This is a genomic window from Nonomuraea rhizosphaerae (genome assembly GCF_019396405.1).
GTDB classification, from domain to species: Bacteria; Actinomycetota; Actinomycetes; order Streptosporangiales; family Streptosporangiaceae; genus Nonomuraea; species Nonomuraea rhizosphaerae.
Window position 1 is genome coordinate 1 of record NZ_JAHKRL010000067.1, and the last position, 2,914, is coordinate 2,914.

Here is a 2,914-nt window from a genome sequence, read left to right on the forward strand (position 1 = left end):
CCGCACCCAGAACGGGTGCGGGCCCTGACGCGAGACCTACGCCGAGGTCGGAATCAACGCCGCGAGATCAGGCGGAGACGATGTTCTCGGCCTGCGGGCCCTTCTGGCCCTGCACGACGTCGAAGGACACCTTCTGGCCCTCGGTCAGCTCGCGGTAGCCGCCGTTGGCGACGATGTTGGAGTAGTGGGCGAAGACGTCGGCGCCGCCGCCGTCCTGGGCGATGAAGCCGAAGCCCTTTTCAGAGTTGAACCACTTAACAGTGCCGGTAGCCATGTTGTCTCCTTCAGATAGGTGGAGAAACGAACTCCGCACCGTGCGAAGCCCGTGTCGCCGAAATGAGCCCACCCGGAGATGACCGGCAAACAAAAACACGCCTGACGAGCTAACTCTGTCAAGCGCACAAAGTCTTTATGGGTAACACAACTGCAACGCCACCCAGGCTAGCAGACGTCCCGAGCGCGTCGTCACTACTTTTGCTGACAGTGAGTGGTGATCGTTGACTGTGTGTAGTGTCGTCGCGCATGAGGACATGGGCAGTGATCATGGCGATGGTCACGGTGTTCGCGGCGCAGCCGCCGGTCATGGCGGCCACGCTCCCCGTCGCGTACTCCGGGGTCCTGGCGCTGACCCACGCCACCCTGCACCCCGACACCGCCCCGGCCGGTGCCAACGACTGGGGCTGCCGGCCGGCCGGCGCCCATCCCCGGCCCGTGGTGCTCCTCCACGGCACGGTCGAGAACATGACCGTCAACTGGTTCACCCTCTCGCCGCTGCTGCGCAACCAGGGCTACTGCGTCTTCGCCGTCAACTTCGGCCAGGAGGACAGGCCGCGCCTCGGCCTGCCCGGTTCGAGCCGGCCCGGCGGCACGGCGCCTGTCGATCGCTCGGCGGGCGAGCTGGCCGTCTTCGTCGACCGGGTGCTGGCCGCCACCGGCGCGGGCGAGGTGGACCTGGTCGGCCACAGCCAGGGCGGCATGATGCCCCGCCACTACCTGCGCTTCCTCGGTGGAGCGGGCAAGGTCGGCGCGCTGGTGGGGCTGGCGCCCCCCAACCACGGCACCACGGTGCTCGGCCTGTCGCGCCTGCCCGGAGTGCCGGAGCTGCTGACCGCCGTGGCCGGGCAGGCCGTCCGCGACCAGCTCGCCGGATCGCCGTTCCTGCGCAGGCTGAACGCGGGCGGCGACACGGTGCCCGGCGTCCGCTACACGGTCGTCGCCAGCCGCCTGGACGAGGTGGTGACGCCGTACACGTCGGCGTTCCTGAGCGGGCCGGACGTCACCAACATCGTGGTGCAGGACCACTGCCCGCTGGACACCTCGGAGCACCTGGCCCTCTCGTACGACGCCAACGCCCTCCACTTCGTCACCAACGCCCTCGACCCGGCGCACGCGACACCGGTGACCTGCAGACCCACCCTGCCGGTCAACGGCGGCTGACCCGCCTTACCCGAGGAAGGCGAGCACCCGCTCCATGAGCAGCGCCGTGGCCTTCTCGTCGTAGCCCGGCAGGCTGCTGTCGGCGAACAGGTGGCCGTCGCCGGGGTAGAGGAACAGCTCGGCCTCCGCCGCCTCCTGGACCAGGGCCCGCGCGGCCTCGGCGTCCCCGTCGTCGACGAAGAACGGGTCCGCGTCCATCGCGTGGACCTGCACCGGCACCCCCTCCGGCCACGGACCGCCGAACTCCGACGTCGGCACGCACGAGTGGAACAGCAGCGCCCCCTTCGCCCCGGGCCGCGTCTGGGCCAGCGACTGCGCGGGCAGCACGCCGAGCGAGAACCCGGCGTGGACCAGGCCCGCGGGCAGCCCCTCGGCCGCCGCCCGCCCGCGCTCGACGATCGTCCCGAACCCGGCCTCCTGCGCGTACGCGAGACCCGCCTCCAGGTCGTCGAAGACGTGCCCCTCGTACAGGTCCGGCACGTGCACGGTGTGCCCGGCCCGCTCCAGCTCCCCGGCGAACGCGCGTACCCCGGGCGTCAGCCCCTGGGCGTGATGGAACAACAACACCTCGGCCATCGAACTCCCTTTCCCATTCGGGTCCAGCATGCCGTACCTCGCGGCACGTTTGGGAAGAAGATTGCGGCGTCCGGCGAAGAATGGGTGACCGTTGACCACCATCCGGAAGGCAGATCATGACGGAGACGGGGACTTGACCGCCGAGGTGCGGGAGCAAGCGACCGACGCCGAGCTCGTGGCCGGGTACCGGCGTGACCCCGAGCGGTTCACCGCGGTGCACGACCGGTACCACCGCGACATCTTCCTGTACGTGGCCGCCCGGCTGGACGCCCAGGACGCCGAGGACGTCACGGCCGAGACGTTCCTGCTGGCCTTCGACCAGCGCGACCGGTTCGACCCGGAACGCGGCGGCCTGCGGCCCTGGCTGTTCGGCCTGGCCACCAACCTGGTCGCCAGGCACCGGCGCAAGGAGGCGCGCCACTACAAGGCGCTGTCCAAGCTGGATCCGGAGGCCGCAGCGGAGGGCCACGAGAACCGGGTCGTCACCACCGTCGCGGCCCAGCGCCTGCAGCCGCACCTGGCCAGGGCGCTGGCCGCGCTGACCCGTGGCGAACGGGACGTGCTGCTGCTCGTGGCGCTGCGCCAGCTCAGCTACGACGAGGTGGCCCAGGCGCTCGGCGTGTCCATCGGCACGGTGGGCTCCAGGCTGAGCCGGGCCCGCGCGAAGATCCACCCCATCATCGACCCGCTCGTCAGCAAGGAGACGTTCCGTGGATGACCTGCAGACGCTGGCCGGCGTCCTGACCGGGCCGGAGCCGTCCGAGGAGATGGCCGCCCGCAGCCGCGACCGGCTTCGGACCAGGATCCGCAGCCGCGCGTCCGGCCGCGGCGGGTGGCTGGAGCTGGGCGCACCCCGGCGGGGCGGGCCGAGGCGGGCCGCCTGGGCCGGCCTGGCCGCCGC

5 protein-coding genes are annotated in these 2,914 nt (G+C 71.2%); 3 read left to right on the forward strand and 2 right to left on the reverse strand.

All coding sequences use genetic code 11. From position 1 onward, the window contains the following. Positions 1-67 precede the first annotated feature (67 nt). Positions 68-274 carry a cold-shock protein gene (locus KME77_RS03110; protein ID WP_080039881.1) on the reverse strand — a complete coding sequence of 69 codons (207 nt, stop codon included), beginning with the start codon at positions 272-274 and terminating at the stop codon, positions 68-70. Between the two features lie 248 nt (positions 275-522). On the opposite strand from KME77_RS03110, the gene KME77_RS03115 reads away from it, so the two are divergent. Beyond that, the gene (locus tag KME77_RS03115; RefSeq protein ID WP_219461706.1) at positions 523-1,437 is read left to right on the forward strand and encodes an esterase/lipase family protein; all 915 of its coding nucleotides are present in this window, start codon (positions 523-525) and stop codon (positions 1,435-1,437) included. Between the two features lie 6 nt (positions 1,438-1,443). Here the strand turns inward: KME77_RS03115 and KME77_RS03120 are convergent, their stop codons facing one another. After that, on the reverse strand, positions 1,444-2,013 hold the full coding sequence (locus KME77_RS03120; protein WP_219461711.1) for a dienelactone hydrolase family protein: 570 nt from the start codon (positions 2,011-2,013) through the stop codon (positions 1,444-1,446). A 133-nt stretch (positions 2,014-2,146) separates the two neighbouring features. On the opposite strand from KME77_RS03120, the gene KME77_RS03125 reads away from it, so the two are divergent. Both KME77_RS03125 and KME77_RS03130 read left to right on the forward strand, forming a co-directional pair. Continuing rightward, the gene (locus tag KME77_RS03125) at positions 2,147-2,731 is read left to right on the forward strand and encodes an RNA polymerase sigma factor (protein WP_219461714.1); all 585 of its coding nucleotides are present in this window, start codon (positions 2,147-2,149) and stop codon (positions 2,729-2,731) included. After that, positions 2,724-2,914, forward strand: a 191-nt coding sequence (locus tag KME77_RS03130) for a hypothetical protein (RefSeq protein WP_372451123.1), incomplete at its 3' end; no start/stop codon positions are given. The genes KME77_RS03125 and KME77_RS03130, both read left to right, overlap by 8 nt.